This is a genomic window from Polaromonas sp. UC242_47, from assembly GCF_044452385.1.
GTDB lineage: Bacteria > Pseudomonadota > Gammaproteobacteria > Burkholderiales > Burkholderiaceae_C > Polaromonas.
Genome location: NZ_JBIOAO010000001.1, coordinates 2,533,299 through 2,551,094, shown reverse-complemented (window position 1 = coordinate 2,551,094; position 17,796 = coordinate 2,533,299). Strand labels below are relative to the sequence as shown.

Below are 17,796 nucleotides of genomic sequence, written 5' to 3'. Positions count from 1 at the left end.
GTGAACGGGGGTCAGGTGTAAAAACTCTGCGCCAGTGCGCCTATCAGCAGCTGCCAGCCGTCCACCAGGACAAACAGCATCAGCTTGAAGGGCAGTGCTATGGTGGCCGGCGGCACCATCATCATGCCCATGGACATCAACACGCTGGCCACCACCAGGTCGATGATCAGGAAGGGGATGAAGATGGTGAAACCGATCTGGAAGGCGGTTTTCAGTTCGCTGATCACAAAAGCGGGCAGCAAAATCCGCAGGCTGACCTGTTCCGGCCCTTCCATGGCAGGCGCATTGGCCAGCTTGGCGAACAGGGCCAGGTCGGCTTCCCGGGTTTGCTTGAGCATGAATTGCTTGAAAGGCTCCACGCCGCGCTCCAGCGCTTTTTCGGCGCTGATCTTGTTTTCAGCGAAGGGCTTATAAGCCTCGCTGTGCACCTTGTCGAACACTGGCGACATGACAAAAAACGTGAGAAACAGCGAGAGTCCGACCAGCACCTGGTTGGGCGGGGACGACTGGGTACCGATGGCGGTGCGCAGCAGTCCCAGCACAATCAGGATGCGCGTGAAGCTGGTCATGGACAGCAACATGGCCGGCAAAAATGACAGCGAGGTCATCAGCACCAGCATCTGGACACTGAGCGACCAGGTCTGTTTGCCGCCTGGGCCTGTGGTGCTGGTGATGCCAGGCATGCCCTGGGCCAGTGCCAGGCCAGGCCAGGCCAACAATGCGATCAAGGCCAGCAGCGACAGTGTTGTGCTCCAGCGCACAGGAAAATACCGCTGAAGGCGCTCACCCAGCCGGCGGGGAGTCATGTCCATCAGTCCTGCTTTCGTGGCTTGTTCAGCTTGCCCAGGGATTCGAGCAGTTTTTGTGAAAAGGCGCCTGCGCCCGTCATGCCCGGCAGGGCTGAGCTTGCGGGCGCTTCACTGAGCTTTCCGGCCGGCATGGTGTGCAGGGCGCGTACCTGCCCGGCGGCAACGCCAAGCACCAGCCACGAATCGCCAATCTCCACCACCACCACCCGTTCACGTTGTCCAACCATGGCGCTGGAGACCACCTTGAGCAAGCGACCGCTGCCCGGCGTTTGCAGACCAAAACGTCTGGCCGCCCAGGCACACAGGAAAATCAGCGCCACCACCACCGCCAGGCCGAAACCCGCCTGCAACAAACCGGCCGCACCGAAGGAACGAACCGGTTCCGCGGCGGGCGTCGGCACGGTGGGCAGCACCGCATGGGCGGCCGCACAGAGGCTGGACACAAGTCCGGCAGCCAGTGGGTGAAGACGCCAGCGCTTCATCGGTTCAGTTTCTGGATCCGCTCGGAAGGCGTGATGATGTCGGTCAACCGGATGCCGAACTTTTCGTTCACAACCACCACTTCGCCCTGGGCGATGAGGTAGCCATTGATGAACACGTCCATGGGTTCACCGGCCAGGCCATCGAGCTCGACCACAGAGCCTTGTGACAGCTGCAGCAGGTTCTTGATGGTGATACGTGTGCGCCCCAGCTCGGCGGTCAACTGGACCGGAACATCCAGCACCCGGTCGATGTCGCCCTTGGCGATTTCCATGCCGGTATTGCCCTGAAGCGGCTGGAAAACCCGTTCAGCCGCTGCCGTGGACGCCGCTGCAGGTGCGGCAGCGGCTTGCGTGGCTTGCGCCTGTTCGGCCAGTGCGCTGCCCCAGATATCGTCTTCCGCTGCGGACGGATCCTCTTTGTTGCCTTCACTCATGTTCGCTTCCCTTGCTTGCATCACCGTTTTGGTGGTTGATCATTTTTTGTACCCGAAGGGCATAGTGTTTGTTGGAGGTCCCGTAGCCGCACTCCATGACAGGCACGCCGTTGACCTTGGCCACAATCGTTTCCGGGATGTCAATCGGCAGCACATCCCCGACCTGGAGCTTGAGCAACTGCCCAATGCTCGATTCCAGGGTCAGGAACTGCGCCCGGAGTTCAACATCGGCATTTTTGACCTGGCTCGACAGCTGCTTGACCCAGCGCTTGTCGACTTCGATCTCATCCTGCAGGGGATTGGACAGCAGGTTGCGTATGGGCTCGATCATCGAATACGGAATGCAGACGCTCAAGGCACCACCGACAGGCCCGAACTCGATGTGGAAGGTGGTGTTGATGATCACCTCATTGGGCGTCACGATATTGGCGAGACGGGCGTGCATTTCGGCGCGCACAAACTCGAAGTCCAGCGGGAAAACCGGCTGCCAGGCGCTGCCGTAGCTGTCCAGGGTCAGGTTCAGCAGGCGCTTGATGATGCGCTGCTCGGTCTGCGTGAAGTCGCGGCCTTCCACCCGGACGTGGTAACGGCCATCGCTGCCAAACAGGTTGTCGACGACCAGAAACACCAGCTTGGGGTCGAAAACAAACAAGGCCGTGCCGCGCAAGGGCTTCATCTGCATCAGGTTGATATTCGCCGGCACCGGCAAATTCCGGATGTAGTCGCCGTACTTCTGGATTTGTACTGCGCCCACCGAGATATCGGCGCTGCGGCGCATAAAGGTCAGCAAAGCGCCGCGCAGGTGTCGGGCAAAGCGCTCGTTGATGACTTCCAGCGTATGCATGCGGCTGCGCACGATACGCTCGTCAGAGCCGAGGTTGTAGGCCGGTGGCCCTTCCGGGACCGGCGGTGGCGCGGCAGGCGCCGCATCGGCGTCACCGGTGACGCCCTTCAGGAGTGCGTCGACCTCGTCCTGGGACAGCTGCTGTTCATAGGCCATTGGCGAACTTCATTGAACCGCTTTACTGCAGCATGAACGTGGTGAACATCACGCTGGATATTTTTTGAGGTGGCTGGCTGGTCGTCAGTGGCTGGTTCAGCACCACCATGATGTCGCTGGCCAGCTTGCCCTTGTCTTCCGGCGTGACCAGGGTGTCGGCTTCGCGGTTGGACAACACGGTCAGGACACGGCTGCGCACTTCGGGCAAATACTGGGCGACCTGGCCCTGGGACTTGGCATCGGCGACTTTCAGGGTCACGCCGACGTGTAAAAAGCGGCTCCGGCCGTTGGGCAGGAGGTTGACCGTGAGAGGTTCCAGGGCGACAAAAATGGGTTCTTCGGGCTTTACTGCGGCCGGCGTATCGCTGCGGTTGCTGCCCAGGTAATAGGCCGCTGCCGCTGCGGTTGCCGTGACGCCGAGCGCGAGCAGCACAATCAGCAGGACACTGAGCGTGCGCGTCTTTGGGGTCTTCTCTATGTTGTTGCTTTTGGCCATGACTTTGCGAGATGAGTTTGAAGGGGAATTGTTTGCCAGAAGGCGCTCGATTTATGGGCCGATTAACAGGTAGAAAACGCGTCAACTCCGGCATTTGCCGTGCGCCAAAGACCTGTCATGGGCTCTCCGCTCAGGCGTAGGTGTCCAGGCCAGCGCTGCTGCTGCGCCGTGGCAACTCGGCGACGGGGCGGGCGGGCAGGGCGGAAGCGTCCACGCTGCTTTCACCACGGTAAGCCCGGCCGCCCGGTTGTTGGTCCGGGTTGCCTGCAAAGGCGGTTTGTTGCTGACTTTCGGAGCTGACGGAGGTGTTGCCCAGACTGATGCCGCTGTCGGCCAGGGTGGTGCGCAATTGCGGCAAGGCGGCTTCCACCGCCGCCCGGACCGACGAATGTGCCGAAACAAACATGGCCTGAACCTGTTGTTCGTTCATGCTCAGGGTGACTTTCAGCGGACCCAGCCCCGGTGGATTCAGCTGGAGCTCTGCGACCTGGTGTCCTGCCGTGCCCATCTGGATCACTTGCTGGCCCAGCGCCTTGCCCCATTCAGGGCTGCCTACTTCAGGCCTGAGCGTTGCCGTGACGACAGGCTGAGGTGCGTGAGGGACGGACACCGTGCCTGAGCCCTGTATCCCGGCCACCACCGGATTGGCAGGAGAAACGCTGCTGGTACTGGCCGTGACCACGGCATCGATGGATACCTTGTGGCCAACAGGGGGGCTAACGGCGGCCTCTGCCAAGGCTGGTGCCGCGCTGGTGGGGGCCAATTTGCTGGTCGCCGGTGTAGCGCCTAGCTCGGGGCGATCGGATCCCGGCTGGTTTTTCCCTCCATTGTCCTTGCTGGACTGCTCAGAGGTGTTTGTGGCGGCCTGCTGGCCAGCGATTTTTCCCAGGTCCACTTGAATCAAGGGACCTTCACTGACCGGCTGAAGCTTGGCTTGTGGTGCTGTCTGTCCGGTGTCCTTGGGCCCCAGGGCCGCCAGCAAAGGCTGCAGCGCAGTCTCGGCGCCGGTGTCTGCATCCGTTTCCGGTGTCTGCGCTGCGGCACCGGCTGCGGCCTTGCTGTCCGCCAGCAGGTCCGCGAGTGAGACCTCGGCCGTTGGCGCCGTGTTGTCGATGGCGGCGCCGGCACCGCCGGTGGGCACGATTTTGGCGGTTCTGATGTCCAGGGCCGGGAGCACCAGGGTCATGGCGTTGATCAGATCATCCGGCTCAGTTTTCTTCTCGTCCGCAGGGCGTCGTGTTGCGGGCGTGTTTGCCGTCTTGGTACTGGTTTCCGGGCTCGAAGGCGCCATGGATTTGGACAAAGCCTCGCCAAAACTGCCCGGGTTGTTCTGTCCCTGATCGTCCTGGCGTGCTGTCGCGCTGGAGCTTGCGGGGCCGGACAGGCTAGGGGCGGTGGAGGGCGGAAGAATGAAAGACATGACGATAGGGGTTCCTGGAGAAATATGAGGACGGTTCAGGTGGCGGAGCGCAGGTAGAACTGCCGGGCTGAGCGTTCATCACTGTCGCGCTGCTCTTTTTTTGTTGAGGGCCAGCATTTCCTGTTGGCGCACCCGGTCAGCCAGGGTGTCAAAAGAACTGAGGCGCCGCTTGGTGTGTTGCCAGTCGCTGCGCCCATGACCCAGCCGGGTGTCGGCCTGCAGGGTCAAGGCGCGTTGTTGCTCAATCGCGCCGTTCAGCGTGCCTATGAAATTCTGGAAGTTACGCACATAGGCCGAGGGCACGCCGCCTTGCATTTGCCCTTGCAACTGGTCCAGGTACTCCTGGCGGTATTGCAGCAACATCTCGAGTTTTTGGGTCGCGCTGAGGTGGGCGTTTTGCAGTTCGCCCAGACGCCGGGTGGCCTCGTCGGATTTTTTCTGGGCCAACTCGATCAGGGTGGCAAGCGGTAGCTTTTGGGGCATGGCACTTTCTCCGTACGTGTAAGGGCTAGTCGAGCTGGGTCAAGCCACGCAACTGGCCGACGGCCGTCGCGTAGTCCGTGCATTCATGCATGGTTTGCTGCAGGAAAGCTTCGATTTTTGGATACAGCGCAATCGCTTTATCCAGTTGTGCGTCGTGGCCGGGGGCGTAGGCCCCCACGCTGATCAGATCGCGGTTGCGCTGGTAGCGCGATAACATTTGTTTGACGCCGCGTACCGCGTCGAACTGCGCCGGCTCGATCAGGGCCGTCATGGCACGGCTGATGGAGGCTTCGATATCTATCGCCGGGTAGTGGCCGGATTCGGCCAGACTGCGCGACAACACCACATGGCCGTCCAGGATGGCACGGGCTGAGTCGGCAATGGGGTCCTGCTGGTCGTCGCCTTCGGTCAATACCGTGTAGAAGGCCGTGATGGAGCCGCCGCCATCACGTGCGCCGTTGCCGGCGCGTTCCACCAGCGCCGGCAGTTTGGCAAACACCGAGGGTGGATAACCTTTGGTGGCCGGTGGCTCACCCACGGCCAGCGCGATTTCACGCTGGGCCATGGCGTAACGGGTCAGGGAATCCATGATCAGCAAAACGTTTTTACCCAGATCCCGAAAATATTCGGCCAGGCAGGTGGCATACGCCGCGCCCTGCAGCCGCAGCAGCGGCGAGGTGTCCGCCGGTGCGGCGACCAGCACGGCTCTGGCCATGCCTTCTTCGCCCAGTGTGTTTTCGATGAAATCTTTCACCTCGCGGCCGCGTTCGCCGATCAGGCCGACCACAATCACGTCGGCGCTGGTGTAGCGGGCCATCATGCCGAGCAGCACGCTTTTACCGACGCCCGAGCCTGCGAACAGGCCCATGCGCTGGCCACGGCCCACGGTCAACATGGCATTGATGGCGCGCACGCCGACATCCAGCACCTGATCGATGGGCGCGCGGGTCAGCGGGTTGATGGGTTCTGCGGCGAGCGGAACTTCACGTTCAAAGTCCAGCGGGCCCAGGCCGTCCAGCGGCCGGCCGGCGGCATCGACCACCCGGCCCAACATGCCTATGCCCACCGGCAGGCGTTTGGTTCTGGGGCCAGCGCCGCTGCCATGGCCGGCAGGCGATTCCAGCGCGTAGACACGGGCGCCCGGCAGCAGGCCGTCCACCACACTCAGTGGCATCAGCAGGATGCGGTCGCCGGCAAAACCCACCACCTCGGCATCGGCCGTCTTTTGCGGGTAGCCGGGCGGCAGTTCAATCAGGCAGTCGCTGCCCACCGGCAGGCGCAGGCCCACCGCCTCCAGCACCAGCCCGACGGCACGTGTCAGTCGCCCATAGGTACGCACGGGCGCGCCCTGGCCGACGGCGGTCCGGGCTTCACCCAGCACGGTTCGCCAGGTTTCCAGGTGGGGGTTGGTGGCGCTTGCCTCCGGCAGCTCAGTCATGCGGGCCGGACGTTGTGGTGGCGGTTTGTGCCAATGCTGCCGTGACCCGCTCCCAGCGGGTTTCCAGCGTGGCGTCCTGTTCGCCGCTGGCCGCCAGCACCCGGCAACCGCCGCGCAGCAACTGGCTGTCCACACGGACGCGCCAGCCGGCGCTCTGCAATTCTTCTTTCAACTGCTCCTTGACCAGTGCCGCATCATCAGGGTGCAGCAACAATTGCGGCGCACCGGACAGCGCCGGTTCGGCGTGAAGCAGGTCCCGCACCACGGGCAAGATGGCTTGCGAATCCGCTGCAAGGCTTTGGCCAACGATTTGCCGCGCGATGTCCAGCGCGAGCGCCAACAAGTCTTCGGCCAGCGCGCGTTCGGCACTGCGCAAGGCGGGCGGCAGGGCTACGGCCAAGGCATGCAGGTTGGCCGCTTGTTCCCGCACGGCCGCCAGGCCTGCGGCGTGACCCGCAGCCTGCCCCCGTTCGTAGCCGATGGGGTAACCCAGGGCTTCGCCGGCCGCCTGCGCTTCGCTGCGCAAGCGCGCCAGTTCGGCTTCATCGATCAGCAGGGCCGGTACAAACGGCGCCACCTCGGGTTCAGGCGGCATGTCCTTTGCCTCGTTGAAGCCGGCCAGCGGCTCTTCGGCGAAGGAGGCCATTTCCCAGCGTTGCCAGGCGGTCAGGGACTCCTTGGCGCCGGATGTCCGGCGCTTGGCGGGCGCGCTAGGAACAAACCGGCTGGCTTCGGGCGAGCGGGCGGGGACGGGCTTGTTATACATAAGAGTCGTCACCTTTTGCCGCTAGCAAAATGTCGCCGGCATCGGCCAGGCGGCGCACGATCTGCAGAATGTTTTTCTGCTCGGCCTCGACCTGGGATACACGGACCGGGCCGCGGATCTCGATGTCTTCGCGCAGCATTTCTGCGGCACGCTGCGACATGTTTTTGAGGAACTTCTCGCGCAGCTCCTGCGGCGCGCCTTTCAGGGCAATGATCAGCGACTCCGATTCCACTTCCTTGAGCACCATCTGGATGCCGCGGTCCTCGAGGCCCAGCAGGTTCTCGAACAGGAACATCTCGTCAATCATCTTCTGTGCCAGCAGTTCGTCGTGTTCGCGCACATGTTTGATCACGCTTTCTTCCGACGCGCTGGCCATCATGTTGACAATCTCGGCGGCAGCGCGGACACCACCCAAGCGACTGCGTTTGACGCCTTCGCCCGACAGCATGCTGGTCAAGACTTCAGTCAATTCCTTGAGTGCGGCCGGCTGCACGCCGCCGAAGGTGGCCACACGCAGCACCGCGTCGTGGCGAACCCGCTCGGGGAGTTGCTCCAGCACACCAGCGGCTTTGTTGCGATCCAGGTGAACCAGCAGCGTGGCGATGATCTGCGGATGTTCGTCGCGAATCAACTCGACAATCTCCGTGGCCTCGAGCTGGTTCAGGCGCTCCATGCCTGTGGCCGAATCGTTGGTCTGGAAAATGCTGTCCAGCACGTCCGCCGCGCGGTTGTTGCCCAGCGCTTTGTTCAGCACGGCACGCAAATAACTGCCCGAATCCAGGTGCAGGGCCGAGTACTGCTCGGTTTCCAGTCGGAACTCTTCCAGCACCGCGTCGACTTCATCACGCCTGACCTGGCTCAGTGCCGCCATGGCTTCGCCCATGGCCTGCACTTCGTTCTGCGACAGGTGCTGCAACACGCTGCCGGCGGCTTCTTCGCCCAGCGTCATCAGCAGGATGGCGCCTTTTCTAATGCCTGCTTCATCCATCATTTTTAGTCATCCAGTGCTTGATCAGCATGGCCACCACGCGGGGGTCTGTGTTGGCGGTTTCTTTTGCGTACTGGAGGTTGTCCAGATGGCGTTTCGCTTGTCGCTCCTGTGCCGCTTCGTCCTGTGCGGTGTTGTCAGGCGGTGTTGTCTGGTCTGTTGCGATCGCCACGGGAGGTACCACCACCGGCGGCTGCAGATGTTTGCGCAGCAGGGGCCGCAGCACCGCAAACCACAACCACAGGGCCAGCATGGCCAGCAGCAGGTATTTGCCCGCGGATTTGGCCAGATCTATGTTTTCAGGCTGTTTCCACAAAGGCAGCGCCACCACGTCTGTGGTGTCGCTTGCGAACGGACTGTTCACCACATTGAGCGAGTCACCTCGCGTTGCGTTGTAACCCATGGCTTCCTTGACCAGGTTGTTGATCTGCGCCAACTCCGTGGCCGACAAGGCCAGTGCGCTACGTTTGCCCTGGGCGTTGACGGATCCGCGGTAATTGACGACCACTGCCACCGACAGACGCCTGACGCCGCCAGCCGCTTGTTGGGTATGGCGTATCGAGCGATCCAACTCATAGTTGGTGGTGGAGTCTTTGCGACCCGAGCCCGAAGCGACGCGTGGGGCCAGGCCGGCACCGGTTGCGGCCAGCTCCGTGCTCATCTTGAGCTGGTCGGCGGCCGGTGTGCCAGGCTTGGGCGGTGGCGGGTTGACGATGGGGGCCACCGGGTTGAGCGGCGGCTGGTTGGTCAGTGCGCCCGGCACACCGCCCGGCGGTATCGCGCCTTGCTGGCTGGACTCACTGGACTGGTGGCTGCGGATGGCCGCGCTGCCTGGTTCCTGGTTAGGACGGTATTTTTCGTCGGTGTTCTCGACGGTCGAGAAGTCAATGTCGGCTGCCACTTGGGCGCGCACATTGGCGGCACCGACGATGGGCAGCAAGATGGCTTCAATGCGGCGTATATAGCCTTGCTCAATCTCTTGTGTGTATTTCAGCTGGCTGACGTCCAGCCCGCGTGTACCGGCATTGGCCGCCGACAGCAGGTTGCCGGCCTGGTCCACCACGGTAATGCTTTTTGCTGAGAGCTCAGGCACGCTGCTGGAGATCAGGTGCACGATGGCGCTGATCTGGCCTTCGTCAATGCTGCGCCCGCGGTGCAGCGACAAAACCACCGAGGAGCTGGGTTTTTTCTGGTCGCGCACAAACAGCGAAGGTTTGGGCAGCGCCAGATGCACACGCGCCGATTCGACGGCGGAGATCGAGTTGATGGAACGCGCCAGCTCACCTTCCAGGGCGCGCTGGTAGTTGACCTGTTCGGCAAACTGGCTGGTGCCGAATTTCTGGTTGTCCATCAGTTCAAAACCGACAGAGCCACCCTTGGGCAAGCCCTGGGAAGCCAGCTTCAGGCGCGCTTCGGGCACCTTGTTGCTTGCCACCAGCAAGGCGCCGCCACCTTCGGCGAACTTGTAGGGAATGTTCATCTGCTGGAGCGAAGCGATGATGGCGCCACCATCGCGGTCCGACAAATTGCTGTAAAGCACCCCATAGTCCGGCGCCCGGCTCCACAGCCACAGCGCGGCCGCAGCGGCCACGGCGGCCGAAGCACCGATCATCAGGGGAAGTTTGGGGTTGGCGCGCAGCTGATCCAGCAGAGGCCAGCTTTTGGGTGTGGAGGAGGTTGAGGCGTTGGCGCCTGTGGCGGCGGGACTCACGCGCTCACCTGCTTACCGCCATATCACAAGGAGGCTGGGTGTCGATGACGGGCGAGCGGCCAGGGTGCCTGCGCGGCGAAGCGACTGAAACGACTGATGACATACGGCAGTTATTGCTTGTAGAGAAAGAGAGAAAGAAAAGAGGCAAGCCCGGCCGTCCGGCTCAGGCACCCCCCGCCTTGGAAGTGATTGTCAGAGCCCGGGGCGGCGCTTGATAGGCTGAATAACCGGGGGTTTTGCCATCTTTTGACGTGATGCGGGCGCAGGGCGGCTGCTACGCTTCAGGCCCTAGATCAGTAACAGGCGCGTCTGCGTCAAGAACAAATACCATGGCTATAGCGTCAATAGAATCTGTTTTGCAACAAATGCGGGCAATGGCCCCGATGATGGAGCGCGCCACGACGGACAGCGCTGCGGTCGCTGGCGGCGGTTTTGCCGGTGAGCTGCAAAAATCGCTGGATCGCATCAGCGACGCGCAGCAAAGCGCGTCCGCGCAGGCCGAAGCGTTTGAGTTGGGCAAGCCCGGCGTGGCACTCAATGATGTGATGGTGGATCTGCAAAAGGCCGGCATCGGCTTTCAGACCGGCTTGCAGGTGCGCAACAAGGTGGTTCAGGCTTACCAGGAAATCATGAACATGCCAGCCTGAGTGGTGTCGCTCCTGTATTCATAGCTGCTTGCGCCCGTCCTGCATGGGCTAGAGGGCAATTTTACTTGTAATTATCGCGTGGGCGGCCTTGGGGCGGCTGCCCATGTTGACGACGCTGCTGCGCAGCTCCCAGGTCAGGCGTCAAGACCTGATTCTGTGGGATGCCATACCGCCGGAGCAGTGTGGCGCGATCCGCAGACCGTGCCGGGTTGTTAGGTGAAAAGCAAATTTTTTTGCACATTGGCCCTAAAGGTTTTCCAGGCACCGGCCGATATCCTGAATAACGGGGGCTTGCAAACTGTTTCAGCAAGCAAGGCCAACGTGACGGCGAGTTAGCCGGAGTCTACAAACCTTTTTTTGTATTCAGGAGTCCTCATGGCATCAGTCATTAACACCAATTCCCTTTCCCTGCTCACGCAGAACAACCTCAACAAATCGCAGTCGGCCTTGAACACCGCGATTGAGCGCCTGTCTTCCGGCATGCGTATCAACAGCGCCAAGGATGACGCTGCTGGCCAGGCCATTGCCAACCGTTTCACCGCCAACATCAAAGGCCTGACACAAGCCACACGTAACGCCAACGACGGCATCTCCATCGCTCAAACAACTGAAGGCGCGTTGACCGAAGTCAACAACAATCTGCAGCGCGTGCGTCAACTGGCTGTGCAAGCTGCCACTGGCACCAACTCCAGCAGCGATCTGAAATCCATCCAGGATGAAATCCACCTGCGTCTGGACGAAATCAACCGCGTGTCGGAACAAACCCAGTTTAACGGCGTGAAAGTGCTGTCGGCTGACGCTGGCAAGCTGACGGTTCAGGTTGGTGCCAACGACGGCCAGACCATCGACATCGATCTGAAAGAAATCAGCGCCAAGACCCTGGGTCTGGAAGGCTTTAACGTTGACGGCAAAGGCGCTGCCAACAAGGCTGCCACGGCAACTGACCTGCTGGTCGCTGGTTTTGCTTCCACTGGCACGGCTGGTGGCGTGACATCTTACGATCGCACCTTGACAGCAGCCGCCAATGGCGCCGTGGCAAAAGACGCCCTGGCCCTGATGCAAGACAAAGGCAAGGTTGTTGTCGGCACGGAAACCTTCACCTACAACGCCGCGGCCAACAACTACGCAGTGGCCGATAGCGCTCGTACCCTGGCAGCGACGAACGCTTCGCTGACCCCACCCGTCGGCGGCAGCGTGACCGCTACCGTCACCATCGGTGGCAAGTCGCAAGACGTCAAGATCGACAGCAATGGCGCCCTGACCGACGCCAACGACGGCTCCGCCCTGTACTTCGATGCAACGAAGAACTTGACCAAGACCGGCACGGCTTCCACAGCGGCTACCGTCACGGCTTTGACCGCTGCTGCAACAGGTATGCAGGCTGGCGACACGATCAAGGTCGGCGCAACTGGCGCAACCTACACCTCGGCTGGCGCTACGTTTGCCGTGGCCGGTGAAACCGCTTCGGCTGCCGTTGTTGCCGCCAAGCTCACCACCACCGGTGGTACGGTCGACTTCGACGCAGCCACCAGCGCTGGTGTTGATTACACCGCAGCCGCCGGCGGCGCCCTGGCAGGTGCTTTCATGGGTGCCAGCGGTCTGACGACCACTGCCCTGGAAACGCTGAAGCTGAACGCCAATGGTGTTGTCACCGACGCGTTTGCAAACCAGGTGTTTGCCGATTCCACAAAACCCGGCAAGCTGACCACGAAAACTGTCAGCGACTCCACCGCAACGGTTGATCCTTTGAAGGCGCTGGATGCAGCCCTGTCCAAAGTGGACGCACTGCGTAGCTCGCTGGGTGCGGTGCAAAACCGTTTTGACTCTGTGATCGCCAACCTGGGCACCACGGTGACCAATCTGTCTTCTTCGCGTTCGCGCATTGAAGATGCTGACTACGCCGTTGAAGTTTCCAACATGACGCGCGCTCAGATCCTGCAACAAGCTGGTACTTCGGTGTTGGCCCAGGCTAACCAGACCACGCAAGGCGTGTTGTCCCTCCTGCGTTAATCGCTTGGTGGACGGATACCTCTTGCAATCTGAAGAGGTGTTTCAAAGGTGGCTTGCAACCTTGGTTGCAAGCCACCACGACAGTGTCAGGCGGTTGCGAGGCTGCCTGCACTGTCCACTGGTATTCAGGTGTGGCTGTTTGACGCCGCGCAGAGAAGCCAGTGGACAGTGAAGAATTTTGGAGATAAGAAAAATGATGGATAGCGCAATTTCGATGGTAGCCAGAGGCACAGCCTCGACAGTGGCGGGGCCTTCTGCCAATAACGGGACACCGCAAAAGACGGATGGAGTGAGTGGCTTGAACGGCGTGGCTGGTTTGAGCGCCACTGATGCGGTACAGGACGCCACACCGGTGCAAACTGAAAACGCTCTGCGCGAAGTCAATGCTTCGCTCAAGGCGATTGGCCTGGAGTTTGAGGTGGACGAAGACACGGACAAGATGGTCGTCAAGGTGATTGACAAGGAAACGGGTGAATTGATTCGCCAGATGCCTTCCGAAGAGGTCATTCGCATCGCGAAAGTGCTGGGCAAGATGCAGGGCATGCTGGTTCGCGAAACTGCCTGAGCTGGCTGGATCGTCAGCGCAAGCTGCAACGCAGCAGGATTTTATTTTTAGCATGTGTCATGCGCGAGCGGGCCCCAGCGGCGCGATGACACATCACTACCAGGAGTTTGCATGGCATCGATTAGCAGTTTGGGCGTTGGCTCCAACCTTGATTTGAGTGGTTTGCTCAAAAGTCTTGAAAATTCGGAAAAACAGCCGCTGCTGGGCCTGAAAGCCCAGGCGGACAGCTACACCACCAAATTGTCGGCCTACGGCAAGTTGCAGGATGCGCTTGCCGCCTTGAAGACCGCCTCGACCAAGCTGGGCAACCTGGATCTGTTCCAGGGCGCGAAGGCGTCGTCGAGTTTCACCACGGTGTTGACCGCCAGTGCCACGTCCAGCGCGGTTGCGGGAAACTACGCCATCAAGGTGAGCCAGTTGGCCCAAGCGCATTCGCTGGCGACGGCAGGGCAGGTCGATCCAAAGGCGGCCATAGGCACGGGCGCGGGCAACATCACCATCGACTTTGGGACCTTCACGCCCGCCGATGCGGTCCTGGGGACACCCGCTTCTTACGTTCTCAATGCCAGTCGCAAGCCTGTTGTCATTGCGTATGACGCCAGCAACAGCTCCCTGGAAGGCATTCGCGATGCGGTGAATGCAGCCAAGGGCGGGGTGACCGCGAGCATTGTGAATGATGGCAGTGGCACGCCGAATCGCCTGGTGCTGACGTCCGACGAAACCGGGGAACCATCGAGCATGAAAATCTCGGTGTCCGGCAGCAATACGGATCTGGGTAATTTTCTGACCCATGACCCGCTGGGGGCGAGCGCCATGAAGGAAACCTCGGCGGCCCAAAACGCCAAGCTCACTGTGAACGGTCTGGATATCTCCAGTGCCACGAATACTGTTTCGGAGTCCTTGCAAGGCGTCACCCTCAGCCTGGTCAAGGCGGGGGAAAGCACGCTGACGGTGGCCCGGGATACGGCCAGCATCTCGACGGCGGTCAATGCCTTTATCACCGCCTACAACGCCTTGCTGAGCACCGGAAAAGCGTTGACGGCCTACGATCCGGATACCAAAACAGGTTCTCCTTTGACGGGCGACTCGACCTTGCGCATTCTCCAGGTCCGCATCCGCGAGGCCCTGATTACGCCGCAAGCGGCTGGCAGTTCGTCCGACCTCACCATGTTGTCGGATATCGGTGTGTCGTTTCAGAAAGATGGCACCTTGGCCCTGGATGCCACCAAGCTGGAAAAAGCGCTCAGTACCAACCTGGAAGGCGTGGGTAAGTTGTTCGGCGGTACGGCCACCGACAAGGCTGGCTTCGGCAAGCAATTGACGGCCCTGACCGAGAGCTTGACAGGCAAGGGAGGCTCTTTGTTGGTGGCCACCGAAGGCTTGACGGCGTCCATCAAGAAGCTTGACTTGCAGTACGACGCTATGGAGACCCGGATCAACTCGACCGTGGACCGCTATCGCGCCCAGTTCACCCAGCTGGACGTGTTGATGTCCAAAATGAACAACACCAAAGCCTACTTGACCTCTCAGTTTGACGCCATGAACGCCGGCAAGTGATAGGAAAGGCAAACACCCATGTACACCCCCCAGAGTTTTAACAGCGGCGCCGGTGCTTACGCACGGGTGGGACTGGAAATCGGTGCCATGAGTGCGTCGCCGCACCAACTCATCGTGATGCTGTTCGATGGCGCCAAAGCGGCCATGAGCATGGCCCGGCACCACATGGCCAGCGGCGACATCGTGGCCAAGGGCAATGCCATTTCCAAGGCCATCAACATTGTGGACAACGGCCTGAAGGCCAGTCTTGATGCGACCGCAGGTGGACAGGCCGGCGAAGAACTGGTGGCCAATCTGACGGCGCTGTATGACTACATCAATCAGCGCCTGATGTATGCCAACCTGCGCAATGACCCGGCCATGCTGGAAGAAGCCAGCAAGCTGCTCGAAAGTGTCAGCTCTGCCTGGCGGGATATTGGGGACGGCCAGGCGGGTCCAGCCAGTGGTGCAGCTGTACCGGGCGCTTTTTCCGTGAGGCAATAACATGAGTTCACAAAGCGAGGTCATTCATTGTTATGAGCAGTTGCTGCCGCTGGCGGCCCGCATGCTGATCTTGGCCAAAGAAAAAGAGTGGGGTGCCTTGCCTGAGCTTGAAACCCGGTGCAGCGCCTTGATTGAGCGCCTGAAAGTGATCGAACCGCTTGAAAAGCTGGATGAACAGCAGCGTTTGTACACCTACCGCTTGCTGGGCCGTTTGCTGGCCGATCGCGAGGCCATCATGGGCATCATCGGTCCCCAGGTCGCGCAGCTGGGCGCCACGCTGGAGAGCATGCAGCGCAGCCAGGGCCTGAACCAGGCCTACAGGCAATAACGCTGATAGCTGGTCATGAACGTTGTTCCTCCCCTGGTTGACACCCTGCTGGCGCTCAAGCGGCCAGTGGATGTGGCGGCGCCCGGCGCCGTACCAGGGACAGCGGCCGTCACCAACGACGTCCGTTTGCCTTCGCGTGCCGCGTTGCAACAGTTGCTGGGGGCAGATCTTGGCGCGACGCGTGAGTCCGCGCAAGCCCAGCAGGTCGCGCGTTTTGGGGAAGCCACCACATTGAGCGTGGCGGCGCGCGCTATCAGCGCGATTCTCGGCGCCGCCCCTGACGATGCAGTCGGGATCCGCGGCACCTCGCCCGTTTGGACCGGCTCCACGGCGCCCGTGCCTGCGCAACTGGCGGGAGCGCTGGTGCGGGTGGTGGCGGGCAGCGGTTTGTTTTACGAATCACACCTGCAGCAGTTTGCAGCGGGAACGCGGCCTCTGGCGTTGCTGGCGCAGGAGCCACAGGCCCGCTTGGGTCTTTTGGCCCAGACCCGTCCTGACTTGCTGAAGCCCGCGCCAGGCGACATGGACGCCTGGTTGAACCCGGGGGCGAAGACAGCGGCGGTGATTGCTGCCCTGGCTGGCTCAGCCGCCCATGTGGACGGCGCAGAAACATTCGTGACGGCAGAGGGGGGCGAGCCCGCACCAACTCCGGGTAAGCCGCAGCCTGTGCGTACGGACACGCCAGAGCAGGCGCCCGTTGATGGGCCGCGTTCGGGACCGGCGGGCCGGGTGGATGCCGCTTATGGTGTCCAGCGCGCTGCGGATGTTGGCGCTGCTGCCGGCGGGCATGTGCTCTCAGAAGGATTGGAAGAAGCGCCGGAGCAGGGCGCCAAACATTCGGCAACAGTTTCAAGCCCGGTGCGCGGCAACGAACACGGCAGTGCCACCATTCATCCGGAAGCTGTTTCTCTGGTGCGCCAGCAGCTCGAGGTATTGGCCATGCCGGCTTTCCGCTGGGGCGGCGAGGTGTGGCCCGGCACGCCTATGACGTGGGAGATTCATGAGGAGCACCCAGAGGCGTCTGCCGAGGCAGGTGTGGAGGGCACCCAGCGTACCTGGAGCACGCGCCTGGCGATCACCCTGCCCACCCTCAAGGAGGTCGAGGTTCGCCTGAGCCTGGTGGGCGACACCTTGCAGGTCCATCTGGCTGCGCGCGAGGCAAGCACGGTGGCTTTGCTCGGCAAGGGACGTCAGGAATTACCCAAACGCCTCGACGATGCGGGCTTGCAACTCACGGGTCTGCAGATTGGCGTTTTGCCGGTAGCGCCTGCGCCGCAGGCGTTGCGGGAGGCGCCCGATGCCGGATAACGCGATAGACAAAGCGCGTAGGGCTCAAGGGCAGCCGGACCGGCCCAGTGCGGTCGCGCTGTCTTATACCGACAAGCGCAAGTCGCCCATCGTGGTGGCGAAAGGTTATGGGGATGTGGCGGATGCGATTGTTCAGTCCGCCCGTGAGAGTGGCCTGTATGTCCACACCTCCCCCGATCTGGTGAAGTTGTTAATGCATTTGGATCTGGATACACAAATCCCCCCGCAGTTGTACGTGGCGGTCGCCGAGGTGCTGGCCTGGTTGTATCGCCTTGAGTCGCCCGAGTCCGGTGAGCGCGCTCCGGGATAAGCGAAGAATCGTTTTTCTTGACTTATTTATTAAACTAAATGAAATTGATAAAACTGATGTGTAAATGAAACAAAACTGGTTTATTTGTTAGAAAGATGTAAAAGTCAAATTAGAATTTAGTCGAGGCTTGTGAATTCCCCTTGCATTTCTAGGGTAATCAAGCATTGCTAAATGCCTGTATCGAGAGTTCTTTTTTCATCTGGGAGAAGGTCTTGAGATCAGGAAACCAGGAGTACACATTGGTTGATACGGCTAATACCAACGAGATTGGTGATTTGAATTTGGCTTACTTGTTGTTGGCTCAGCGCCTGGTTCGGGAGGACGTTGCCACAGCCATGTTCCGCTTGGGCTTGAGCCGGGAACTGGCGGACTTGCTCGGAAATCTGTCACTGTCACAAATTGTGAAGTTGGCAGCCTCCAGCCTGTTGTTGTGCCGTTTCAGGTTTGATGATCACCCGGTTTTGTCGACATTGCTGAATGAAGGCAAAACAATGGCATTGCAGCAGGCGCATGCGGCCATTCTTCTGTCGGGTCAGCAAATCGAGGCAGTTCACTGAACAT

Annotated in this window: 20 protein-coding genes; 9 read left to right on the top strand and 11 right to left on the bottom strand. The window is 61.0% G+C overall.

The annotated features are described in order from the left end of the window. Positions 1-11: 11 nt before the first annotated feature. The 11 genes from fliP to fliF form a co-directional block, all read right to left on the bottom strand. Entirely contained in the window at positions 12-806 is a 795-nt protein-coding gene (gene fliP, locus ACHMXK_RS12405) for a flagellar type III secretion system pore protein FliP (protein WP_397442513.1), read from the bottom strand. Between the two features lie 5 nt (positions 807-811). Next, positions 812-1,291, bottom strand: coding sequence for a flagellar biosynthetic protein FliO (fliO, locus tag ACHMXK_RS12400; protein WP_397440743.1), 480 nt, complete (start codon positions 1,289-1,291; stop codon positions 812-814). Continuing rightward, positions 1,288-1,725 (bottom strand): flagellar motor switch protein FliN, encoded by a 438-nt coding sequence (gene fliN / locus ACHMXK_RS12395; protein ID WP_397440742.1) that lies wholly within the window; start codon positions 1,723-1,725, stop codon positions 1,288-1,290. The genes fliO and fliN overlap by 4 nt, the downstream gene beginning before the upstream one ends. Continuing rightward, positions 1,718-2,725 carry a flagellar motor switch protein FliM gene (fliM, locus tag ACHMXK_RS12390; protein WP_397440740.1) on the bottom strand — a complete coding sequence of 336 codons (1,008 nt, stop codon included), beginning with the start codon at positions 2,723-2,725 and terminating at the stop codon, positions 1,718-1,720. The genes fliN and fliM overlap by 8 nt, the downstream gene beginning before the upstream one ends. A gap of 22 nt (positions 2,726-2,747) precedes the next feature. Then, positions 2,748-3,221, bottom strand: coding sequence for a flagellar basal body-associated protein FliL (gene fliL / locus ACHMXK_RS12385; protein WP_397440738.1), 474 nt, complete (start codon positions 3,219-3,221; stop codon positions 2,748-2,750). Between the two features lie 130 nt (positions 3,222-3,351). Further along, entirely contained in the window at positions 3,352-4,641 is a 1,290-nt protein-coding gene (locus tag ACHMXK_RS12380) for a flagellar hook-length control protein FliK (RefSeq protein WP_397440736.1), read from the bottom strand. A 78-nt stretch (positions 4,642-4,719) separates the two neighbouring features. Further along, positions 4,720-5,124 (bottom strand): flagellar export protein FliJ, encoded by a 405-nt coding sequence (fliJ, locus tag ACHMXK_RS12375; RefSeq protein ID WP_397440734.1) that lies wholly within the window; start codon positions 5,122-5,124, stop codon positions 4,720-4,722. A gap of 25 nt (positions 5,125-5,149) precedes the next feature. Continuing rightward, positions 5,150-6,562 carry a flagellar protein export ATPase FliI gene (fliI, locus tag ACHMXK_RS12370; RefSeq protein ID WP_397440732.1) on the bottom strand — a complete coding sequence of 471 codons (1,413 nt, stop codon included), beginning with the start codon at positions 6,560-6,562 and terminating at the stop codon, positions 5,150-5,152. Next, positions 6,555-7,328, bottom strand: a complete 774-nt coding sequence (fliH, locus tag ACHMXK_RS12365; protein ID WP_397440730.1) for a flagellar assembly protein FliH — start codon at positions 7,326-7,328, stop codon at positions 6,555-6,557. The genes fliI and fliH overlap by 8 nt, the downstream gene beginning before the upstream one ends. Next, a complete protein-coding gene (gene fliG, locus ACHMXK_RS12360) occupies positions 7,321-8,316 on the bottom strand; it encodes a flagellar motor switch protein FliG (protein ID WP_397442512.1) in 996 nt (331 codons plus the stop codon). Before fliG ends, fliH begins: the two co-directional genes overlap by 8 nt. Continuing rightward, the gene (gene fliF, locus ACHMXK_RS12355) at positions 8,309-10,027 is read right to left on the bottom strand and encodes a flagellar basal-body MS-ring/collar protein FliF (RefSeq protein WP_397440728.1); all 1,719 of its coding nucleotides are present in this window, start codon (positions 10,025-10,027) and stop codon (positions 8,309-8,311) included. Before fliF ends, fliG begins: the two co-directional genes overlap by 8 nt. A 329-nt stretch (positions 10,028-10,356) precedes the next feature. On the opposite strand from fliF, the gene fliE reads away from it, so the two are divergent. The 9 genes from fliE (at position 10,357) to flhD (ending at position 17,792) form a co-directional block, all read left to right on the top strand. Beyond that, positions 10,357-10,674 carry a flagellar hook-basal body complex protein FliE gene (gene fliE, locus ACHMXK_RS12350; RefSeq protein ID WP_397440726.1) on the top strand — a complete coding sequence of 106 codons (318 nt, stop codon included), beginning with the start codon at positions 10,357-10,359 and terminating at the stop codon, positions 10,672-10,674. A gap of 375 nt (positions 10,675-11,049) precedes the next feature. Continuing rightward, positions 11,050-12,684, top strand: a complete 1,635-nt coding sequence (locus ACHMXK_RS12345) for a flagellin (protein ID WP_397440724.1) — start codon at positions 11,050-11,052, stop codon at positions 12,682-12,684. A gap of 307 nt (positions 12,685-12,991) precedes the next feature. Beyond that, positions 12,992-13,249, top strand: coding sequence for a flagellar protein FlaG (locus ACHMXK_RS12340; RefSeq protein WP_397442511.1), 258 nt, complete (start codon positions 12,992-12,994; stop codon positions 13,247-13,249). A gap of 111 nt (positions 13,250-13,360) precedes the next feature. Further along, on the top strand, positions 13,361-14,806 hold the full coding sequence (gene fliD / locus ACHMXK_RS12335) for a flagellar filament capping protein FliD (RefSeq protein ID WP_397440722.1): 1,446 nt from the start codon (positions 13,361-13,363) through the stop codon (positions 14,804-14,806). An 18-nt stretch (positions 14,807-14,824) separates the two neighbouring features. Beyond that, a complete protein-coding gene (fliS, locus tag ACHMXK_RS12330) occupies positions 14,825-15,289 on the top strand; it encodes a flagellar export chaperone FliS (RefSeq protein ID WP_397440720.1) in 465 nt (154 codons plus the stop codon). A 1-nt stretch (position 15,290) separates the two neighbouring features. After that, complete coding sequence (locus ACHMXK_RS12325) at positions 15,291-15,617, top strand: flagellar protein FliT (RefSeq protein WP_397440718.1); 327 nt, start codon at positions 15,291-15,293, stop codon at positions 15,615-15,617. 15 nt (positions 15,618-15,632) lie between these two features. Further along, a complete protein-coding gene (locus tag ACHMXK_RS12320) occupies positions 15,633-16,925 on the top strand; it encodes a flagellar hook-length control protein FliK (protein WP_397440716.1) in 1,293 nt (430 codons plus the stop codon). Continuing rightward, on the top strand, positions 16,915-17,235 hold the full coding sequence (locus tag ACHMXK_RS12315) for an EscU/YscU/HrcU family type III secretion system export apparatus switch protein (RefSeq protein ID WP_397440715.1): 321 nt from the start codon (positions 16,915-16,917) through the stop codon (positions 17,233-17,235). The genes ACHMXK_RS12320 and ACHMXK_RS12315 overlap by 11 nt, the downstream gene beginning before the upstream one ends. Positions 17,236-17,474: 239 nt before the next feature. After that, positions 17,475-17,792, top strand: coding sequence for a flagellar transcriptional regulator FlhD (flhD, locus tag ACHMXK_RS12310; protein ID WP_397440713.1), 318 nt, complete (start codon positions 17,475-17,477; stop codon positions 17,790-17,792). Positions 17,793-17,796: the final 4 nt, after the last annotated feature.